Below are 20,125 nucleotides of genomic sequence, written 5' to 3'. Positions count from 1 at the left end.
CTCCCCTTCTATATTAAATATTTTTTGCAATATAATCTATAGTTTTTTTAATTCTATTTAAACCATCTTCAAGTTTTTCTCTTGAACATGCCACATTTAACCTCAAATAAAACTCACTTTCTTCTCCATATACCTTGCCTCCCATAATAGCAACTTCACCAATATCTATTAATAGATTTTGGAATTTTTCACTACTTATTTTAAGCTCCGAGAAATCAATCCAAGCAAAGTAACAACCTTCTGGCATAACCAACTTTAATGGCCTTAAATTATCTTCTATATAGTTAATTGTATATTGAAGATTCTCTTTAATGTATTTCAGTAACTCATCTAGCCAATATTCACAGTCATTATAACAAGTCATTGTTCCCAAAATAGCTAGTATAGCTGGTGAATTTACAAAATCACGATATCTAGTTATATTTTCAAACTTAGTTCTTATCTCTTCATTAGGTATAATTACATATGACCCAGTCAATGCTGGTATATTAAAAGACTTAGATGCTGATGTACAAATAAATATAGACTCCAAATAATTGTCTGCCACATTTAAAACAGGTGTCATTTTACTATCATATACAATATCCATATGTATATCATCTGATATTATTTTTACATTATTTTCCTTACAAATCCTTACAATCTTAATAAGCTCTAATTCACTCCACACCCTACCTGTTGGGTTATGAGGATTACATAAAATAAATATCTTAGAATCTTTACATTTTTTCTCAAAATCATCAAAATCAATAGAGTAAAATCCATTCTTATTTGTAAGAGGAGATTTTATAATATTGCGATTGTTATTTCCTATTACTTCATAAAAAGCATTGTATGCAGGAGTGTTTAGTAATACTCCATCTCCTTCATCACTAAAAATTTCAATGAGTTTACTAATTGAATACATTACACTTGGACTGTAATATATCCAATTGCTATCAATACTGCAATTAAATCTCTTAGAGTACCAATTTCTGATAGAATCTTTAAAATCATCATGCTTCCATCTGCTATATCCTAATACTCTATGATTTAATCTTTCTTTCAATACTTCTGTTATCTCATTTGGAAATTCCAAATCCATATCTGATATTGTAAAAGGAAGTAATCCTTTTTTTCCAAATCTATCTTCTACATAATCCCATTGGGTACAATATGTACCCAATCGGTTTACTTTTTTATCAAAGTTAATCATTACATTCCTCCAAATGACCTTCCATCGCCTTATCCATTTGCTTTCTTAAAGAATACACTTGAGTACCTATAATTACTTGAATTGTGTGTTCATCTAATTTAACAACTGCTATACCACCAGCTTCTTTAATTGCATCTTCATTTATTAGTGATACATCTTGTAATTTTAAACGTAATCTAGTTACACAATTATCTAATGATAGTATGTTAGATTTCCCTCCTAGCGCTGCTATCATTTGCTGACCTTTGTATGTAGATAGATTTTTAAAATCTGAACCATTTCCTTCAGAAACTTTTATTTCTTTATCTTCACGTCCTGGAGTTTTTATATTAAATTTAAGAATTGCCCATTTAAATACAAAGTAATATATTGCAAAGTATAAAGCTGCTACTAATACTGCTATTGGCCATCCTGTAGCTGTTCCTCTCAAGACTCCAAAACTTATAAATGCTATTAAATCTCCTGTGAATCCCATCAATACACCTAAGTATGGAAGTACCATGTTTGCTAAACCATTCATAAATGTATGGAAAGCAAATAATGCTGGTGAGATAAATAAGAATAAAAACTCTATTGGTTCACTTATTCCACCTATAATAACTGTCAACACTCCTGATATTAAAAGCCCTTTAAGTGCTTTTCTATTTTCTGGTTTTGCTGTACGATATATAGCTAATGCAGCTCCAGCTAAACCATATTGAATCATTAATTTACCTTGCTCCATTTTACCAGCTAAATCAAGAGGTATAATCTGATTATTCTCCACATATGCCATAAACATATTCAATGTTCCAAAGTATGTTTCTCCATCAATAACAGCAGTTCCACCTATTGGTGTAAAACGGAATACAGATGTTACAAGGTGATTTAATCCAAATGGTATTGTAACCCTTTCAGCTACTGCATATGAAAAATATCCTAATGGCCCTGCTGAAGAAATCCATCTTCCTAAACTTTGGAACGCATTGAAAAATGGTGGCCAAACAATAGGTATTAATAATCCCACAATACTCATAACTATTAAACTAACAATTGGAACTAATCTTGGTCCACTATAGAATCCTAGTGATTCTGGTATTTTCAAATTACTAACTTTATCATACATTGCATAAACAATTAAACCTGCTATAATACCACCTAAAACACTTGTGTTATATGTTTGTATACCCATAATCATGGCTTGACCATTAGTTGACATTTGGTCTGCTGCTACTAATAAATCAGCTCTTGTTAAATAAAAATTTGTACCTATATGCATTGCTATAAATCCTACTAAACCTGAAAATGCACCAAACTCTTTTTCTTTTTTTAATAATCCTAATGGAATTGCCATTGCAAATAATGCTCCCAAGTTATTAAATGCAAATAATCCTATTGTTAACATGAAATTTAAAATCATATTAACATATTCATTTCCTAGAAATGGAACCATTGCAATCATCTTAGGATCTGTAAAACCAGCCCCAAGACCTAGCATCATACCAGAAACACTAAGTAATGCTATTGGGAACATAAACGTTTTTCCTAACATTTGGAAGAAATTCCATAGACCTAACTTATTTTTTTTCATATTTTCACCCTCCTATTTTTATATAAAAAACATAATCTAATTTATAGAAAAACCTAAATCAAAAAACTTAATCCAATAACTAAGTTCAATGATTTAGGTTTTGCCTGCTCAACCAGTTACAACCCTAAAAGTCACTGTTTGTATTTAATAAAAAAGCCTAAATCAAAAAACTTAATCTAATAACTAAGTTCAATGATTTAGGTTTTGCCTGCTCAATCAGTTACAATCCTAAAAGCCATTGTGTTTATTTAATAAAAAAACCTAAATCAAAAAACTTAATCTAATAATTAAGTTCAATGATTTAGGTTTTGCCTGCTTAACCAGTTACAATCCTAAAAGTCACTGTCTGTATTCAATAAAAAAGCCTAAATCAAAAAACTTAACTAAAATTAAGTTCAATGACTTAGGTTTTGCCTGCTTTATCAGTTACAATCCTAACAACCACTGTTTGTTATTTTATTTATATGAATCATTAGATATAATTCTTCTTCTTTACTAATTTTATATTCAAATCTGTCTAATACCAATGCTGCAATTTCTTCAGTACATATTTTAGGTTTATTATAGTTTTTATTTACTAGTTTATACATATCTTCAACATCACTATCTTTGTAAGTTTCTTTTCTTAAAATTCTTTGAACGAAAAACTTTAAGTGAGTTATAAGCCTAGAGTAATTCAGTGAGTTTACATCTAATTTAAATCCATGTACTTCTTCTATTATCTGAACAACTTGTTTTGAAAACTCTAGTATATTAATACCTTCATCTTTTTGAGAATTTTCTAATCCATTGATTATATGAATAGCAATATAGCCTGCTTCATCTTCAGGCAACTTTATACCTATCTTTTTTTCAATTTCATCAATTGCCCATAATCCAAATTCAAATTCTTCTCTATAAAGTTGTTTTGTTTCATTAAGTATCAGGTTTGGTAATTTTATACCCTGTTTTTCTCTTTGGACAGCGAATTCTATGTGACTAGTTAAAGCCAATATTATTGAATCATTTACTTGAGTATTTAAAACTTCATTAGCTTTTTCTATAATTTCTTCTGAAATTTTAAAATATTCAATTGAGGTTTTATTAAGTATTTGATTGTATTTGTCTTTTTGATTATCTTGAACAAAATATTTCTTAGAAATCAAACTTTCATCTATCAAATCTCCTACTTTTTTCTTGAATCCAACTCCAGCACCAGTTACAATTATTTCTGTGCCATCTTCTAGGGAGCTTACTACTACATTGTTATTAAATACTTTTTTTATATTCACTATAAATCCCCTCTGAAAAAAATGTTTCATCACACTTACATAGTATATTATATTTAATTTAATGTCAATATTTAAAATTTCACTTTCGCATATATTTTGCATTTTCCCCTATAATACTACAATTGCAAAATATTTTAATTGTGCACTATATAATTGTCGTTTTTTGTATTTTTTTATTTAAATATATTTAAATATTTATTATATATATTCAATTCTTTAAAGTTATTCAAGATTTTTTATTACACCATATATTTTCCAGTATTTTCAAGTATCTAAATGCGCATTTATTAAGTATTTATTGAAATTTAAATTATATTGTATTATAAGTTTTTTTTTAATAGATATACCTAAAATGAGATTAATATAAAATATTCTTTATATGAAATTTTTATCAAATATTTTTTAAATTATATTTTTATTTTGTATTTATGAATAGATTTCGTATTTTTTCCTAAATTGCTGTAAATACATTAATATTTTAATACCTTATATAATATTTTCCAATTATTTATAATACATTTTTTCATTAATTTTCTCTAATTATAACTTTATCACTTCTAATAATATCTAAGCAATTATAACATTTAACATTTTATGTAAAATTTATAAAAAAATGTATATAATCTAAAATAAGTGACTATACTAAAAATATGATACGGATAACCAATAAGTTCAACCTATCTCCCCCAAAATAGAATGAGCTACAGTTCCCCCCAACTGTAGCTCATTTTCGTGTAATTTAAATATTTTTCATATAATTTCAATATAAACTGAAACAACTTCTTTAAAGTTTAATCCATATTCTTTTCTTTACTTTTTATAAACATTAATTTTCCATTATTTATTCCCCATATCTCATCAGCAAATAAAGCAACTTCCTCTGAACTTGTTGCTATTATCACACATTTATTATCTTTATGTGCCAAATTGTAAAACACATTTATTAGACTTTCTTCACTTTTATCATCCGTGCTTTCTATAATATCATCACATACTATTAAGTCAGGATTATTAGATAATGACTTAGCAATACACACTTTTTGTTTATCATAATAAGATAAGTTTTCTACTCTATCCAGTACTTTTTCTCTATCAATTCCTACCTTTTGTAGAATTTTACATGCTATTTCCCTCTTATTCTTTTTCTTATTTTCACTAATTCTCATTGGTAAAAACATATTCTCCAAAATAGTTTCATTATTTAATAAGTTATAATCTTTAAATATGACTCCTATATCTTTATTTCTATACATATCCTTATTTATATTTCTTAAATCCTTACCCTTATAAATAATACTTCCATCAGTGTAATCATCAAGACCTGATATTATAGATAACAAAGTACTCTTTCCTGCCTGATGCTTTCCTATAACAACATACATTTTTCCAGTTTCAAATTTGGCACTTACATCTTTTAATACATATTTATTACTTCCCTCATACTTGTAATTAACATCTATCAGTTCTAGTATTATCAATCTACATCACCTAATTTCTATCATAAATTATCTGTATTGGTTTATATACAATTGTACTATATATGGCCACTATGCTAGTTAATAATATCAATATTATCGCTACAATAATTATCTTAAATATCAGATTTGGAATCAATTTATCTCTTAAACTTTTTATTTCTTGTTTGATATCATCACTATTTATATCTATATTTTTATATTCTCTATTATTCAGTAAATCAACATTATGTATTACATTATATTGATTTTGATATTCAAAAACATAATTTGATAGTTTTGAAGCTGATATACTTACAATTCCTCCTCCAAGTATAAGGCATACTAAAGTTATCATAATACTTTCACATATGAAACTCTGAACTATCTTAAATTTAGGCATTCCAGTTAATATTAACACACTAATGTAATACTTTATTTTTTTTATTGATATTATAGAATTTATCATCAATAATATCGAACCTAATATTAATATTCCAAGCGTAACTGTAAAAGCTATATTAGACAAATGTTGCATTGGAGTTATTAATTTACTGTACGCAAACTCATCTATAGTAACTTTATAAATGTCACTTAGACCTTTATCTCTTACCTCTTTCTCAAAATCTTTTCTACTATTAGAGTCTATCAATAAAAACCTAGCATTTGTATAAATTATTGGATTTTCTGATTCAATCTTCTTTTCAAATTCTACTAAAGTATTATACGTAGTTAATATATTATCATATATACTTTCATCTTGAGCTATTTCTATATCGTTAACATTCTTATTATCTTTTTTCTTATATGTTCCTACTATTTTTAAATTCAGTTTTGTATTAGTACTATAATCACTTAATAGAGATATCGTATCTCCAATTTTCAACTTATTAATATCAATAAATTCTTCGCTTACCATACATTCATTATCTTTTTGAAATAGTCGCCCTTTTACCTTCTCCAGATTATAGTGCTTAAGACTTTCATTCTTTTCTGTATATCCCATAATCCCGCAATTTTCAGCCCTCATATCATCATATAAGATTTGTCTGTCATCATTAGAATTATATTTTTTATTATCAAAGTGTGCTGTGATATTTCCAATAAAAGATACTTTTTTTACATATTTTGACTTTGCAAAATTTAAATAATCATTTACACTCAAGTTACTATATTTTATTAGAGATTCTCCTGAATCACTTTGAACAATCTTTTTAGCATCAAGCTTAATTTGAACTTCTGATTCAAATTTTTTCTCATAATTCGCCTTTATCACATTAACGTTTGAATTTATTATTGAGGAAATTAATATTGCTAAGACCATCAATAATATAACAACTGTACTAAATGAATTACGCAATTTATTTCTAAGTAAGTTTTTGATTGCATTATTTAAAATATACACTTCACATCTCCTCTTACCAATTCAATAGTGTCTTAGAGTTATTATATCTATCTTAATTTATTCTTTATATTCTTTAAATACTAAATAAAAAGTTGACCCTTTACCTTCTTCACTTTCTACCCATATAAATCCATTACATAAGTTACATACATGTTTTACTAAACTAAGACCTATACCATATCCATCTTTATTTAATTCATTTATTCTATATCTATCATAAAATATTTTTTTCATACTCTGTTTGTTCATTCCAATGCCATTATCTCTTACTGATACAATAACACTACCTTTTTGATTTTTCACATTTACACATATATCTTTACCTTCACCATATTTTATTGCATTGTCTAAAAGATTGGATACACCTCTATAAATCCACTTTTCTTTCCCATAGATACTCATATTTTCATCTTCATCAAAATCAAAACTTAAATTAGCATATACTTTAGAATAGTGGTCACATACTTGTGCACATATTAAAGCTATGTCAACTTCATACATATCTTCATTATTTTTTGTATCACTTATTGCAAGTACATCTTCTACATTATTTGCAACTTTATTGAGAGTATTCAATAGTTCTTCATTTCCGCTTAATTCTAAGCTTGTTCTAAGTATTGCTATGGCATTTTTTTGTTCATGAGATAAATATGAATTTAATCTTTTATAATCTTCAATATGAGAATCAAATTTATCTTTTAAATCTTTATATACTTTAGACATAATAGGGTCTATACTCAACACTTCGTCTTCATCTTCTATATTATTTATATTATTTAATATCTCCATTCTTTCTTTAAACTCTAGTCTATTCAATATTGATAAAAGGATAAAGTTAGAGGTTACTGTAAAGGCAAAAAATAACATTATAATTATATTAAAGTTACTATTAAGTACAATATTATAATCAAAACTTAATCTTTTATCTAAAGTCTTATCTTCCATAGTGTTATAAGTATTATCTATATTCATTCCATAATATGAATTTGAATCATTAGCTATTAATTCTTTACTTGTATTAGATATATTTATAATATATTTCAAACCTACTGTAAAAATTATAAAGACTATAACAGAATATAAAATTAAAACTATAGTTTTTTTATCTTTTAATCCTTGCATATAGAATATCCTATCCCTCTAGTAGTTATTATTATCTCTTTTCCTGCAACTTCTCTTAATTTCTTTTTTAATCTAGCTATATGCACCCTTAATACAGATGATAATGGGTCAAAGTATTCATCATAAACATGTTCTGATATATCTATACTTGATACAATATCTGGATATCTACTTGCAATATATTCTGCTATATCAAATTCTTTAGTTCCTAAGTTTACTTCTTTGTTATACACATACACTTTTCTAGATGATGGACTTATTGTAAGAGGACCTGCCTCTATATTTGAATTTGTCCTACCATAAAATCTTCTTATAACTGCTTGTATCCTAGCTCTCAATTCTATAATTTGAAATGGCTTTACTATATAATCATCAGCTCCCAAATCAAGACCTTTTGCCAATTCATTTACTCCATCTCTTGCTGTTACAATTATTATAGGAGTATTTAGATTATTACTTCTAAAAAATTCTAATATCTCTATTCCATCTCTATCTGGTAAATTTAAATCTAATAATATAGCATCATAGTCATTTATAAATGCTTTCTCTTCTCCATCTAATCCGCAATTTGCTATATCTACTACTAATCCTTCATTTTCCAGCCCTATCTTCATATTATAAGAAAGCTCTTTATTATCTTCTATTATTAATACTCTCATATAATCATCTCCTAAATAAAATATCAACTTAATCATTATATATAATTAATGTTTATTGAATGTTAATTATATTATAATTATTTAATTCTTATATAAAATCTAACCTTATTATTATTCAAATATTCATACTTGTCAAATTTATGCTTAATTAATATTCTATTTAATATCTCTACCAATATAACTATTAACTTGTTCATCATATTTAATAATTCCAAAATATAGATTAATAAGAATTAATTAACAAAATTCTTTACAAGAACATAACCTATATTAAACAAGCTCATAACTAAAACTTGAGTTTATTAAATTTAAAAATACGAAAGAGAATTATTTATATGCTATTAAAAATTTGGCTTTTAAATAAAATTTTTTTATTCCTTTTTAGTAATAGATAAGTAATAGCTAAAAAGACAATTTTATTGCACACTTAAAAAGGGGATGTCTTACAATATTCTTAAATTATAAATGAGATACCCTTTTTTATTTACATATAGACTATTCAACACTTTACAAAAAAAGTGGACTCATCTGATAAAGTCCACTTTTTTCTGTAGTCAAATCTTTATTTTGAAATAACTTCTTTTGGTGTTGGGAGTGTATTAAATAAATAATACCTGTAATTTCTATTTTATTAACTTTAAATACTTCTTTCAATATTGTATAAAACAACAATAAATACTTATAATAATTTCAAATATATGTAAAAATTTATTAACTATATTATAAATATAAACTTATAGTTATAACCACTAGTACTACTATTTACTTTTACTTAATAAGTATCAACAAGTACAGATTTTTTTATTTTCTGTTTATCTAAATGTGAAATTGCACTAGATACAGCAGTTTGACCTTGTCCTGCTGGTCCACTTCCTATTATTGCAATGTCGTATCTCATAATCTCACCTATTTTCTAGTAACCTTTCTTTTTTCTTTTATATAAATATAATATCAATAGCCAATATCACTGACAATTAGGCACTTATTTGTAACTACATAAATAAATCTTATAAATAATCGAAATTAGTTATATATATGATTCAATTTTATTTTTCAAATTATCTTTAGGTATAAACCCTATTAATCTATCTATAGGTTTACCATCTTTGAATATTATTACAGTTGGTACTGTAGAAACTTCAAACTTTTGGGCTAATTCCATACTTTGGTCTATATCTACTTTTAAGAAATTTGCTTTTTCAGACATTTCGTTTCCTAAAGCCTCGTATACTGGTGATAACATTTTACAAGGTCCACACCATGTAGCAAAGAAATCCACCACTACTAATCCATCTTTGTTATTTACTTCATTTATAAATTCATTGTTATTTATTATTTTTACCATAATATATATCTCCTTTATTATTTTATTGTTTTCTTGATATTAATATACTACGACTTATGTACTAGTTCAATTAGTCACTTTTTTGTAACCATCTATTTTTAACACTCTTAAGATTATCATCATAATCAAACATTAATTAAACTTATTTATGAAAATTCAATAGTTACTTATGTAGTAATTATAGAAATCTGTAAATTTTATATATATGTTAACTAAATTTGAGCTTCATTTCAAAAATATACTAAAAAACTTTTCTAATTTATAACTTAATTTTTTGCTTTGTATGATTGACAATTATATATATACATTATAAAATAATATTAGTACCTACTAAGGTAGTTATTATACTTTTGTTAAAGGAGTTTATATATGGATACTATAGTTAACGAACTACAAAACATAGGATTTACCAAATATGAATCACAAATCTACATATCATTACTAAAGGAAAACCCTCTAACTGGTTATGAAATAAGTAAATTATCAGGTGTACCACAATCAAAAGTCTACGAAAATATAACAAAATTACTTAACAATAATATAATTATCAATATTGAAACTGACCCTATAAAATATGTACCTATAAACCCTAATGAATTACTAAAAAGTAAAAAAGAAGAATTCAATAATTCTATGGACAAACTAGAAAACAACTTACAGGTATTAAATAAAGGAAAAAGTATAGAATATGTTTTAAACATAAAAAGTTCTAAAAATATATTAAAAAAAGCAATCGAAATGATAAATAACGCCAAACAAGAAATTATAATTTCTTGTTCTCATGAAGAAATTCTTGACCTAAAAGATGAGCTTTTAACTGCTTCTAAAAAAAATGTTAATGTTGAAATACTACTTTTGGAAGATAAAAAGATAGAAGGTCTAAGCAATATTCATATCCATGGAGGTAATGAAACTACACTTAAAAACAAAAAACTTTATAAAGGTATTCTTTTAATTGTAGATGATTCTGAAATATTAACAGGAAATTTATCTGAAGGTAATGAAGCTATTTCAATTTGGACAAAAAATTCTAATATTTTATATATTGGAAATCAATACATAAAACATGAAATTTATATTTCACAAAAAATAAAAGGGGGTCTTAAAGATGAATAAAGTTAAAATCAAACAAGTTGATGCATTTACAACAATACCTTTTGGAGGAAATCCTGCTGGTGTAGTCACAGATGCGTCCAATATTTCTGATGAAATCAAACAGAATATAGCAAAGGAAATGAATTTATCAGAAACTGCATTTGTTTCAGAATCTGATGTAGCAGATTTCAAGGTTCAATTTTTCACACCTGGCTTAGAAGTTGACTTGTGTGGTCATGCTACAATAGGAACATTCCATGCTCTTTTAGAAGAAAGAAAACTTAATACTAATAAGAATATCTTTTATCAAGAGACAAAAGCTGGTGTACTATCTGTAGAACTTAAGAAAATAGATAATGAAAACATATTTATGATGGAACAAAATCCTCCTAAATTCGAAAATCTAAATAGCTATAAAAAAGAGATTGCACAAATGATAGGTGTAAAAGAAGATAGACTTCTTGAATATCCAATTATGAAAGTAAATACAGGAATTTGGTGGCTTGTTTTTGGATTAAAGTCTCTAGATGATTTAGAAAATATTTCTCCAGACTTAAATAAAATAAAAGAATTTAGTGCTGATAATAATCTAATTGGAATAACTCCATTTTGTATAGAAACTATAGATAAAAATTGTGACTATCATTTAAGATCTATAGCTCCATATGTTGGAGTCACAGAAGACCCTGTATGTGGAACTGGCAATGCTTGTGTATCATCTTATATAGTACAACACAATATTTTAGATAAAACTGACTTTATTGGTGAAGAAGGAAACTTCATAAATAGACCTGGAAAGGTATATGTAAATATATGTAAAGAAAACAATGATATCACTTCTGTAAAAATTGGAGGAAGCGCCTATACTATTTTAAGTGGAGAAATTGTGTATTAATTCTTTATCTGATTTAACAATAAATAAAAATACTAGTCTTAATTGACTAGTATTTTTATTTATATATTTTATTTAACAAACTTATTTCACCATATATCGTGTTAAAAAGTAACACTTTATGATTATTAACAATTAGCTTTATATCAATCTAATACAATATAACCATACTAAATTAATCTCATTAGTATAATAGTTATTTATTGATTAGTTATCTTCCTCAACAAGTTTACTTAATGTCTTGTCAAATAAGAATAATAATATAGCTGCAACAAATAGTATCACTGGAATTATAGTATATACTTTAATCATATCAAATTTAAGAGTAAATGCATATATATATCCATATCCTTGACCAGCTATAAAAGTAGCAAATGTCCAAACTCCCATAAGAACACCTAGAAGTTTTTTAGGAGCATACTTACTTACGAAAGAGTTCCCAAGTGGTGAGAATAACATTTCTCCAAAACTTAGAAGTATACCAAACATAATTATCCATATTATACTAGCTTTAACAGTTTCAGGAGCTCCAACACCTCTTGTAAGCTCTGCTCCAACAAGCATTAAAAATGCAAGACCTAAGAATATTAATCCAAGACCTGTCTTTTTAAATAAACTTATATCACCTTGTGGTCTACTAGCAAGTTTAAACCATAATGCTCCAAGAACTGGTCCTAGTACAATACATACAAGTGCATTTAATGAGTCAAACCAAGCTAAAGGAATGTCAAATCCTCCAATAGTCATGTTTACAAACGCTGCACCATAATCATAAACTGCAAGATAAGTTAGGTACCAGAATAACCAGAAAATTACAGAGAAGAATGAAATAAGTATAATAGCCCAAATTCTCTTCTTATCCATACTTGTAAGAGGAGCATTATCTTTTTCTTCAACTTTCTCAGCTACCACACCTTCTTTAAAAGGTCTTTTTCCTGCATTTCCAAGGAATCTCCATCCATATGTGAACCATATTGCACCAATTACACAAAGAACAGCTGCTATGAAGAAACATTGAGAGAAACCATATACTCCATTTTTCATGAATGTATTGGCATAAAGTATACCTACTGCTGTTGTTCCGATGAAAGAACCTATATTAACAAAAGAATATTGTACTGAGAATGCTGTATCAAGTTCTTCTTGATTATCAAAAAGTTGTCCATTTACTGCTGATACATTTCCTTTAAAGAATGCAGTACCAATTGAAACTAGAATTATCATTGCATTTACCATAGAAGCTGTAGTTGCAATAGAACCAAGATAGTATCCTATCCCCATGATAAGCATACCTATAGGTATAGTATACCTAGCTCCTATCCATCTATCTGATATATATCCTCCAATTATTGGCGCAAGATATGTGAATGCAACAAGGTTAGCTTGCATTATAGCTGCTTGCCCTTTATCTATTCCAAGACCACCTTTAACAATTGCTGTTGTAAGGAATATATAAATTAAAAACTTTGCAGAATAATATGCTGCTCTTTCAAACGAGAAAGTTGTTGCACAGATATAAAATCCTATAGGGAATTTACCCTTTTTATTTACTGTTGTGCTCATAAGTTTAAATCCTTTCTTAATTGTATTTTTATATTTTCTACGTTTTATCCAGACTCTTTCTTTCAATGAAAGATATGGTGATATTGTTTTGTAAAACAATTCGTAATAATTATTAAGATAATTGCGTTTTTATTTGTAGAATCTAGATGTTTTCATGGAATAAAGATTAACATCTTTATTGTCAATAAGTTCAAAATAATATAGCTATAAATTTAAATTATATAAATTCATTATTTTCAGGTATATTTATAACCTGTTATCTTTATAAATTGACACCACAAAAAACCAAACTATAAATTATTAGTTCATTAATTATTATTTAGCTTAAATACAATATTGCCATAACACAATGGATAATTTTATATCTAACTTCTAAATTCGTCACTCTAGTAATTTTTTCTAATTTAACTACTACTAATTAAATGGGAAACTCTTTACTATATGCAATTCTTATTTTTTTACTTGATAGTATTTTACAAACTAAATTCCTCCTTTTGTGGCAAACGGTGTAATCACCTTACTATTGCCTTTTTAAAGGAGTTTTGAATAAAGCAACATGTATTTATACAAATAAATACTGTCTTTATTTTTTTGAAAAATTTCTAAATACTTCATTCAATTACTTGTCAACTTAAATAAATAAACTACTATCTCTTCACAGATTAAATTTATTTCTTGTTAAACATACACATGAATTCTGTGAACCTAAATATAAAAACTGTTGTTTTAAAGTGATTACCTAGATATTCGCTTTGACATTATTAATTGAGGTGATACTATTTATAATTTATTAACCATAAAATACCTCAATTTGAAAACTTTTTCACGAATATTTATTTTTCACCTCCCTTTATTTATTTCACCATGTAAATCGTACCATAAACACATACTTATATGCAACAAAAAAATAAGAAAAAAATCGAATAATCGACAGTAAATAATTAGAATAAATCAAATTATACTTGTCAAGTATATTATATAATTTTTTTGTCTGGAAATATAAGTTAAACTAAGCCTCAAAATAGTTTTTTAGATATGAAATTTTGTTGTTCTATGTATTCATATTATTTATTGGATAGGGTTTTGATATGCAACTTATATTATTTAGACTATACTCCACCAAAGAATATTTATTATTTAAGAAATATTATCAATGATAAAATTAAAAAAAAGGATATTCTAATCAATTTTAATTAACTATTTTTAACTTTTAAATGATTGTTATTTTTTTGATTAATTTAATAAATTTCATTAATTTTTAGAATAGTAGAGATACTTCATATTTAAGATATAACTTTATTTCTTAAACTTATAAATTCTAAATTTACACCTAAACATAATTATTCTAAATACACAATCAATGAAATTGTTAAATAAATACAATAAAAGTAGTAAATACTTTTTTAATAAATTTAAATTCTTTAAAATCCATCATTTTTTATCTGTTAACTTAATATTTACTTAATTAAAATAAAAAAGTTTGATTAAAAACAAACTATAGTAATTATTATATATTACTATTTTAGAAATACTCTAAATTTTGTATATCTATAATTTTTCAAGTTACACTATAAATATACAGCAAATATATCAATTCAAATTATAAAGATATATTTAGTCTTATTTTGTCGATTATATTTATAATGTACTCTTCTAAGCTAGAAGCATTTATCTAATCTATGTTTTCATTTATAAAAAATAATTATTTCTTAAATAAATAGCTAAATTGTAGTATTTATAATAAATATAGCTTATGTTTATATTAGTATAATTCCAAATAATTTAATGTTAATATTTAAAAACATCTTCGTAATATACTTAATTCTAGCAATAATATAAAAATAATAATCTGGATAAATTTAAGTTAAAGTTTGTTTATATGAAGCTAAAAATAAGATTTTTTACATAGAAATTAAAACTATGTGTAACTTAAATGAGCCTATTTTACTTTAATAAAATATAAATTTTTACGATTTAGGTAAAATTAAATAAGGTGACTTCTATTTAATATAGTAGTCACCTTATCAATTAACACTAGAATATATTTTATATTGTCATATATTTTAAATGATAATACTCTTATAATATTATTAATTTTACTTCAGATTTTCAACATGCTTATTAAACTTACCATTCAATCATCCCCTTGATTAAAAAGTATTTTCAATAATAATTTAATTTTTTAAGAATTGTATATTATAAACATCATTTTAATAATTCCTATAATATTATATATTCAATTTTTAGTAAAACAATGCGAATAAATAATATTCTGAAATAATTAAAAATAGCAATAAAATATTCATAAATACTTATTGTAAAATTATATTTAAATATTATTTTCTTTTTCTTTATAGTTTTAACTATGCTATACTTTTTAAGTAGGAGATAATATAAAAAATACTTTATTGCGGTATATGACTTGATATATATGAAGTAACTTCATCAGGAGAAATATTCAAAACAGTTGCAAACTCTTCGTTTAATAATCTTTCTGCTTCTTTCATCATATTATCGTCTGCTTGATGTGATTTTTTACCAAGAGATTTTATATGTTCTTTATTACAGTATATACTTCTTATTAATTTAAGTAACTCTTCACACTTACCACTTCTAAGCATCACTTTAAATTGCTCACTTCTCATTTTTTCATTATCTATCCATGATGTATCCATATTAGGTATATCATTTATTAGCGAAGCCACAGTAACTTCAGAAAGTATCTTTCTCATTGGAACTTTCTTATTATCAACAGGTATTTTTATTATTGTATTATTAGAATAAAGGGGACTTAATACATAATATTCTTTTTGTACACCATTTGTAATTTTTTCGTTTGTTATGTCCAAAACTTTACAAACACCTGTCATTCCGTACATTATATAATCATCAATCTTAAACACAAAACCTCACCATCCTTAACAAAAAATAGTTTTGACAACTGAATTTACATCATCAAAACTATCTACTATATACTAATTGTACCATATTTTGAGAGTTTAAGCTAAGTAAAACTTTTATTGTTTAAATAATAAAAAATACATTGACTATTAATCAATGTATTTTTCATTAATTTGGATAGTAAGTAAACCATAACAATCGAACAAATCATAACAATCATACCCATTATAATATTTATAAAATTGGTGCTTGACTATTCATTGAGTATCCATCATTTCTAATATCGTTTATCTCTAATATATCATCTTTTGTTTCAACTTTACTAAGTTTTTTAACTGCTCCATAATGCTCTCTCAGTGAAAGTTTATCTCCATTTCCAGAAATAACCCATAAAACTTTATAACCTCTAGGTATTACTTGTAGCTTATTTTCACCTTTACCATCAGTAAAGTAAACTAATAAGTTAATCTTTTTATTATTAGCATATTCGAAAACTGGAGTAAATTTTGTGCCTCCACCTATTTTAACTCTATCTTTTATATCTTTTATAGTTTTTGCTTTATATACACGTCTAATTTCACTGTCACACTCTATAATAGTAATTTCATGATTATAATTTTTAACTATATTAAGAACTTCTTTAATTGCTTGTTTAAATTCTTCATCACTAATACTTCCACTTATATCAATAGCAACGGCTATTTCTGCTTTATGACTTCTAAGTTCTCCTCTTAAATCTAATCGATTAGGCTGTCTTCTATTTCTCCTTGTTATAGTCTTCTTTTTATTGTTTTCAACAGTTCCCATTAACCTACTAAGATATAAATTCCATGGTAATTCGCCTTTACTATTTTTAAGGGCTGCTATCATGTTTTCTAAGTGTGTTGGAATTTTACCTTTTTGAGAACTATCAATAAATTTCTCTGTAAATTCTCTAAGAGTTCTTTCATCTATATCATCGGATTCTTCCCATATATCATGAGTTTTTTCTGGTCTATAATCAGTTTCTATAGTTCCATACTTGTCGCTATCATCTTCTTCACCATCTTCATCCTCTTCTAACAAATCTAATTCAGTTTGAATCTTTTCTACATAATACTCAAAAGGTTCATATGGCTCTAGCTTTAGAGAGTATTTTAGATTTACCCATTCTAAAGTAGTAGCATATGGTGGTAAATTATTCAAATATTTATTTACTACTATATCCATTGCCATATTAATGGCTAATGTACTATACTTTCCTTTTAATTCTTTTGCTCTTACCAAATGCATAGATACTATATGATAAATTTCATGCTTTATTGTACTTTCCATCTGTTCTATACTGAGAGTTAAAAAAATTATTGGATTAAAGTATATGACGTATTTAGCTCCTTTAAAATTCACACCTGTAGGACTACTTATATCAAATCTTATCTCTCTTGACATCTGAAACAAAAAATAGCCATAAAAATTATCTTTTTCTTCCATAAGGCTTAAGCTAACTTTATCTACAAGACTAAAAAATTCATCTTTAAAATCTTTTGGTATATCTACCTCAAATTTCTCATTAGCACGATTTGCCTTTAACATAGAATGAGTATTTATAATTTCACTAGCTTTAATATAGAGTTCTTTTGCCTGCTTATCAAAATAATTTTCCATATATTATCCCCTTATTAAACGATATGACTCAAAGTAAGATTTTACAAACTCTTCATTTTCTATAGCTTTTTTATACACTTCAATATAGCTATTTCTAATATCTTTCATAATTCCTATCATTAAATCTATAGGATATATTTTTAAGAACTCAATAAATCTATCAATATAATATTTTGATTCATACTCATCATTTTTCATATTTAATTCTAAGTTTTTTAGAATATTTATCGCTGATAAATAAAGTCTTGTATGACTTTCATTTTTTACTCTTTCTACAAGATGTTCATCAATAGTATCACCTAAAAAAACATCTTCATAAGATATCAATGGACTAGAATCTGATTCAATAAAACTTATAAACTCTTCTGCTATAACCTTACCTACATTCCCCTTTATAACATTTAGAAATACTGTTCTAGGAATTGCTTTCTTTTTGTCCTTATAAACTTTATAAATTTTAGAAACTCTCTCATAACTTCTCGGAGTTGCTCTTACATCATCTTCATTTGTTTTATGCAGATATTCTGGGAAAGTTGAAATAAACTCTATAATCTTTTTTTCAATTCCTTCATCTATTGCCCATTTCAACCATTGTGTATGGTCACTCTCCATATTTAACCAAACAAATCTATTTTCTTGAGCTGAATCCATATCTACAACTTGATAATCGAAATCTGAACCATATTTACTTGATGGATTCATTGCTGCTAAAATCTTTACATCATCATGTAACTTGTATCCATTAATTTCTCTATTTAAAATTAGATTCATAAGTTCTTGTTGTACAGTATGCTCACAACGATTTATCTCATCTATAAATAAAAGAACTGTTTTTCCTTTAGATATTTCTTCATCAATTTCTCTTAATTTATTATGAACAGCATATACTGTAGTTTTCTTTTCTGTCTTATATCCATTAGAATTAATTCCTACATAAGATTCTATAGTTGGAAGACCTCCTATTTCACCCTCTTTAAGTAGATTTCCATCAATTACAATCAAACTCCAATTATTTTCTTTGGCAAGTTTTTTTGCTAGAGCTGTTTTTCCTATCCCACTTTCACCAACTATTAGAGGTACTTCTCCAGTGGATAATATTAAGTCAACGCTTTTTAATGTATCTATAAAATTCATTTTTTCTCTCTCCTACATAATTTTCAATTTTTCGTCTACAGCTATTTTTTTTGCTGTTTTACTTCCATATTTGTAAATAAACATCATCTTGTCTATTGCTATATAGTCACTGTTTCTATCTATAATATTACAATTTAAAAAATCTCTAATATACTTTTCTTCAACATCTTCTTTTGATAGTACTTCTTTTAATACTTCTTCTAATTCCTCTTTAGATATTTTCTTTACAATATACTTAATCACTAAAATATTTACTTTTAGGAATTCTAATATTTTATTCTTATCTAAATTAGTTATAAAGTTAATAGCTGCCTCATTATTCTTAATAGCTATAAGTTCTGTATTATAGCTAGGAAAATCTATATATCTTAATGCATCATAACTTATTTTTACTGCTTCTTCTTGTACACTTTCATAAGGTTGTTTTATAAACTTTATCGAATCATAATTTTTTCTTACTGCTAATAATTGTAACTCTTCACTTGGATTTTTAGAATATTTAATAGCCCACCCTGCTTGATTTATAGCTAATTTAATCACTTTATCAGTTGGATTTTTTATATAGTCTAATATACTCCATCCATCATTTACTGCTTTTATCATCATATCTTCTGTTGGGTCATTTATAAATTTAATTGCTCTAATATTGTTATCAATTGCTAATTCTTGCATCTCTCTAGTTGGATTATTTATATATTCTAGTACAAGTCCATTTTCTTTGATAGCTAATAGTTTCATCTCATCAGTTGGATTATTTATAGTTGCTATAATATTAGGATTATTTTTTATCATTTCAATAACTTTTGACTTTTCCATAATATGCCTTTCCTTCTATAGTTATTTTTATTTATATATTAATATAATAATCTATTCCT

The 20,125-nt window shown here is 25.7% G+C and carries 16 protein-coding genes; 2 read left to right on the top strand and 14 right to left on the bottom strand.

Annotated features, from left to right (window positions below; genetic code table 11):
* Positions 1-13: 13 nt before the first annotated feature.
* From IC219_RS09565 to trxA, 9 genes are all read right to left on the bottom strand, one after another.
* Positions 14-1,195 (bottom strand): MalY/PatB family protein, encoded by a 1,182-nt coding sequence (locus tag IC219_RS09565; protein ID WP_227481990.1) that lies wholly within the window; start codon positions 1,193-1,195, stop codon positions 14-16.
* Positions 1,188-2,765, bottom strand: coding sequence for a PTS transporter subunit EIIC (locus IC219_RS09560; protein WP_227830917.1), 1,578 nt, complete (start codon positions 2,763-2,765; stop codon positions 1,188-1,190). Before IC219_RS09560 ends, IC219_RS09565 begins: the two co-directional genes overlap by 8 nt.
* Positions 2,766-3,199: 434 nt before the next feature.
* Positions 3,200-4,036, bottom strand: a complete 837-nt coding sequence (locus tag IC219_RS09555) for a PRD domain-containing protein (RefSeq protein ID WP_227830918.1) — start codon at positions 4,034-4,036, stop codon at positions 3,200-3,202.
* Between the two features lie 791 nt (positions 4,037-4,827).
* Complete coding sequence (locus IC219_RS09550; protein ID WP_227830919.1) at positions 4,828-5,514, bottom strand: ABC transporter ATP-binding protein; 687 nt, start codon at positions 5,512-5,514, stop codon at positions 4,828-4,830.
* Between the two features lie 10 nt (positions 5,515-5,524).
* Positions 5,525-6,895, bottom strand: coding sequence for an FtsX-like permease family protein (locus tag IC219_RS09545; protein ID WP_227830920.1), 1,371 nt, complete (start codon positions 6,893-6,895; stop codon positions 5,525-5,527).
* Positions 6,896-6,952: 57 nt separating this feature from the next.
* Positions 6,953-8,017 carry a sensor histidine kinase gene (locus tag IC219_RS09540; RefSeq protein ID WP_227830921.1) on the bottom strand — a complete coding sequence of 355 codons (1,065 nt, stop codon included), beginning with the start codon at positions 8,015-8,017 and terminating at the stop codon, positions 6,953-6,955.
* Complete coding sequence (locus IC219_RS09535) at positions 8,005-8,676, bottom strand: response regulator transcription factor (protein ID WP_227433896.1); 672 nt, start codon at positions 8,674-8,676, stop codon at positions 8,005-8,007. Before IC219_RS09535 ends, IC219_RS09540 begins: the two co-directional genes overlap by 13 nt.
* A gap of 772 nt (positions 8,677-9,448) precedes the next feature.
* Positions 9,449-9,574 (bottom strand): hypothetical protein, encoded by a 126-nt coding sequence (locus IC219_RS21715; RefSeq protein WP_255606358.1) that lies wholly within the window; start codon positions 9,572-9,574, stop codon positions 9,449-9,451.
* A gap of 129 nt (positions 9,575-9,703) precedes the next feature.
* On the bottom strand, positions 9,704-10,021 hold the full coding sequence (gene trxA, locus IC219_RS09530) for a thioredoxin (protein ID WP_227830922.1): 318 nt from the start codon (positions 10,019-10,021) through the stop codon (positions 9,704-9,706).
* Positions 10,022-10,390: 369 nt separating this feature from the next.
* Between trxA and IC219_RS09525 the strand changes: the two genes are divergently transcribed.
* Together IC219_RS09525 and IC219_RS09520 are read left to right on the top strand one after the other, a co-directional pair.
* Entirely contained in the window at positions 10,391-11,137 is a 747-nt protein-coding gene (locus IC219_RS09525; protein WP_227830923.1) for a TrmB family transcriptional regulator, read from the top strand.
* Complete coding sequence (locus IC219_RS09520; RefSeq protein ID WP_227830924.1) at positions 11,130-12,011, top strand: PhzF family phenazine biosynthesis protein; 882 nt, start codon at positions 11,130-11,132, stop codon at positions 12,009-12,011. The genes IC219_RS09525 and IC219_RS09520 overlap by 8 nt, the downstream gene beginning before the upstream one ends.
* Before the next feature lie 204 nt (positions 12,012-12,215).
* Here the strand turns inward: IC219_RS09520 and IC219_RS09515 are convergent, their stop codons facing one another.
* From IC219_RS09515 to IC219_RS09495, 5 genes are all read right to left on the bottom strand, one after another.
* Positions 12,216-13,571, bottom strand: coding sequence for a peptide MFS transporter (locus tag IC219_RS09515; protein ID WP_227433892.1), 1,356 nt, complete (start codon positions 13,569-13,571; stop codon positions 12,216-12,218).
* Positions 13,572-15,976: 2,405 nt separating this feature from the next.
* Positions 15,977-16,474 carry a CarD family transcriptional regulator gene (locus tag IC219_RS09510; RefSeq protein ID WP_227433891.1) on the bottom strand — a complete coding sequence of 166 codons (498 nt, stop codon included), beginning with the start codon at positions 16,472-16,474 and terminating at the stop codon, positions 15,977-15,979.
* A gap of 232 nt (positions 16,475-16,706) precedes the next feature.
* Positions 16,707-18,116, bottom strand: a complete 1,410-nt coding sequence (locus tag IC219_RS09505) for a VWA-like domain-containing protein (protein WP_227830925.1) — start codon at positions 18,114-18,116, stop codon at positions 16,707-16,709.
* A 3-nt stretch (positions 18,117-18,119) separates the two neighbouring features.
* Positions 18,120-19,250 (bottom strand): AAA family ATPase, encoded by a 1,131-nt coding sequence (locus IC219_RS09500; protein ID WP_227830926.1) that lies wholly within the window; start codon positions 19,248-19,250, stop codon positions 18,120-18,122.
* A 12-nt stretch (positions 19,251-19,262) separates the two neighbouring features.
* A complete protein-coding gene (locus tag IC219_RS09495) occupies positions 19,263-20,066 on the bottom strand; it encodes a hypothetical protein (protein WP_227830927.1) in 804 nt (267 codons plus the stop codon).
* Positions 20,067-20,125 lie beyond the last annotated feature (59 nt).

The sequence above is a fragment of the Clostridioides sp. ES-W-0018-02 genome, from assembly GCF_020658175.1.
Classification (GTDB): domain Bacteria; phylum Bacillota; class Clostridia; order Peptostreptococcales; family Peptostreptococcaceae; genus Clostridioides.
The sequence above is the reverse complement of the archived record's forward strand: the minus strand, read 5'-3'. Positions and strand labels throughout refer to the sequence as shown.